The 2,598-nt window shown below is 62.8% G+C and carries 4 protein-coding genes; 3 read left to right on the top strand and 1 reads right to left on the bottom strand.

From position 1 onward, the window contains the following. Positions 1–31 precede the first annotated feature (31 nt). Positions 32–1,372, bottom strand: a complete 1,341-nt coding sequence (locus ACWF94_RS38385; RefSeq protein ID WP_453499581.1) for a tetratricopeptide repeat protein — start codon at positions 1,370–1,372, stop codon at positions 32–34. Between the two features lie 330 nt (positions 1,373–1,702). Between ACWF94_RS38385 and ACWF94_RS38380 the strand changes: the two genes are divergently transcribed. The 3 genes from ACWF94_RS38380 to ACWF94_RS38370 form a co-directional block, all read left to right on the top strand. Continuing rightward, positions 1,703–2,095, top strand: a complete 393-nt coding sequence (locus ACWF94_RS38380; RefSeq protein WP_453499579.1) for a hypothetical protein — start codon at positions 1,703–1,705, stop codon at positions 2,093–2,095. After that, positions 2,092–2,244 carry a hypothetical protein gene (locus ACWF94_RS38375; protein WP_453499577.1) on the top strand — a complete coding sequence of 51 codons (153 nt, stop codon included), beginning with the start codon at positions 2,092–2,094 and terminating at the stop codon, positions 2,242–2,244. Before ACWF94_RS38380 ends, ACWF94_RS38375 begins: the two co-directional genes overlap by 4 nt. Beyond that, a partial coding sequence (locus ACWF94_RS38370) for a hypothetical protein (RefSeq protein WP_453499575.1) occupies positions 2,241–2,598 on the top strand: 358 nt, incomplete at its 3' end. The genes ACWF94_RS38375 and ACWF94_RS38370, both read left to right, overlap by 4 nt.

Here is a 2,598-nt window from a genome sequence, read left to right as displayed (position 1 = left end):
TGCCGGAACGGGGGCGGTTTGGGTTTACGGGTCAGACCAGCAGCGAAGCCGGAGTAACCATTCGTGCACGGTCGTTTAGTTCCCGCGCAACGTGGTTTTTGAGGTATGGGCGGACTCGCTGACGCATGATGGTGATCCTTTGATCGCACTGACCAGACTGGACCATGGGGTAGATGTCGAGAGCCTTTCCCCACGTGTCACATGCTGCCTCTAGGTGTCCAATTTCTAGCTGGCGCTCCGCAAGTATGGATAGATAGCGAATTCGATTCCTGCGAAATGTACTGTGTCGCAAACTGTCAGATTCATTGAGTGCCGTAATTGAACCCTTGACGTCGCCAAGTTCGTATCGAACCTGGCCCAGATGGTAGGCCAACGATGAGGGATTGTAGGACCCAAAGGTCGTTGACTGAGACTCCGCTTTCTGCATGGCCACTTCGGCTTCCCGAAGGTACATCAGAGCGTCATTGCGGTATCCGAGTTGAGCTGACGCATGCGCCTGCTGACCCGCTAGGAATGCACGCATCCTTGGGCCAGCCTGGGGAGATGCGGAAGCGGCAGCATCTGCAAGGCGCATAGCTGCCTTGCCATGGCCGAGGTCGACAGCTTGGACGCTCATTCCGCGCAAGGTGGTGCAGTAGGTGAGGTGATCCTCTGACGCCCCGGCGAGTTCCAGAGCCTTCAAGTAATACTGCTGAGCCAACCCGTGAATCCCCTCGTCCACTGCCATGTATCCAGTCAGATAGCACAGGTCAGAAGCAGCCGACATCATTGCTTTCCGAACCGGCTGAGGGGCTTCGGCCATAAGGTACGGGGCAACCGTGTTGACAAGGAATGCGGCAGCCATCGGACGTGCGTGCCGTCCGCCGAACTGGTCATCGAGTTCGGAAACGCGTTCCGTCATGGCAGTGACCATCTCGACCTCAGCCATGCCGATACGCAGAGTCCTGCCCGACTGTGCGGCTTCCATCCGGCCCACGACGTCCGGCCAATCGGGAATGGTTAGCGCGACAGAGAACAAGCCTGCGCCCACAATGCTCCGGCGCGACGGTTCCATATCCTGCCTCCCCAAGTCGATGAGTCCTTCCACCGTACTGGGATGGTTGGTCAACGCCTGTGGGGGCGTGGGGAACCCTGCCTCGGCATGAGTAACGGGCCGGTGCAACTTTCGCGCGAGAGCTTCCAGGATCAGCGGGCGGGTTTCCTCTTTGGGCATGTAGCCCTTGAGCCACTGGTGTGCGGACTGCTCGCGGTACTTGAGGGGGGTTCCCCGTTCGGTTCCCGTTCGGTTCACCGCTTGCGTGAACTGCCGCAGGTTCCACCCGGTCTCGCGATACAGGCGTGCCAGACACTCGTTCGGTTCGCGGGTCTTCACTGGCCGTCAACTCCTCGTGCTGAAAGCGCGTTTGAAGCTTTTGAAACCTGCTGTTGCTTCAACGGTACCGCCTTGCGCAAAGAGCGAGTTGCCTAGTGCGAGGACGGAACACCGCACGGAAGCCAGCGAAGGGGCACGGCACCATGACCAGCATTGACACTGCTCGCCACCCGCCTGACGAGACTGCTGCGCTGGTCGACCTCATACGTGCTGGCGGCGTCTGGGGCATCGCCCCGAACTGGGTCCCCCGTACCGGCTACGCCACGGCCGACAGGGATCTCCTGATCCGTGTGGAGTCGGGTCTTCGGGTCGTTCGCCAGAGGCGGTCCCATGAGCGCGAATGACCTGGAACCGGTGCCCGTTGAAGGCTGCGGGATCTGTCACGGGTACGCGCTCCTCGCCGCCTACTGGCGTGGTTGGGGCAACGCAAAGCGCGTCGAGCACGCGAACGATGAAATCCGCACACACCCCCACGGGGCGGGAGGCGACGTGAAGGCAGGAGAGGGACCCTACGAGCCCGAGACGGGCGAGGTGGTACACGACGCCGCGCGAGGGCGTGTTGGACGCGTCCTGGGGCGCGTGGGGGCCGCCTACCGGATCTGCCCGCTGAACGGCGGTGTGGAGTGGGAAGCCGTTGCACAGGTTCTGTCTTCGGCTGTCCAGTCCGACGCCATGAGCGCCGCCCTGGCCGAGGTCAACGCACAGAGCAGGGGCTACCGGTGAAGACGAGGCTGGCGGCGTGGCGGGCGCGCTGGTGTCCCTTGGAAGCGCTCGGCCGAAAGGCCGGACGGTTCGAAGGATCCGCCTATGCCCTGGCCGTCTTCCTGGGCATGTCCGCGATCGTCGTTCTCGGCGCGCTGGGGGAGCTGTGACAGAACCGGTTGTGCGCCGCATCTGCGGCGCGGAGACGCCTTTGTCCGGACCGTTGATCCGGGGGATGTTCCACCTGCGCCCCGAAGAGGCCAACGACCCTGAGGGAATGGCTTTGGAACTGCGGTGCCCGCTGGAAGACCACCAGGACCAGCGAACGCATTCTGCCCTGGCGTGGGTGCTGAAGGACGCCAGCAAGGGTGAGATGTGGGTCTCGTGGGCCGAGCCCGGTTATGTGGTGGTCCAGGTGCGGCCGGACTGCCCCGCCCTCAGCGGGCCCGGGGTGCATGACGAAGCCTGCGGGCTCTTCCTGGATCATCCCGGAGGGCACAGCTTCGAACTTCTTGATCCAGAGG

This window comes from Streptomyces sp. NPDC055078 (assembly GCF_053607985.1).
The sequence above is the reverse complement of the archived record's forward strand: the minus strand, read 5'-3'. Positions and strand labels throughout refer to the sequence as shown.

Bases quoted from the DNA above. Each gene is read 5' to 3' on its own strand.
- ACWF94_RS38380 (WP_453499579.1), top strand. From the start codon at position 1,703: ATGAGCGCGAATGACCTGGAACCGGTGCCCGTTGAAGGCTGCGGGATC.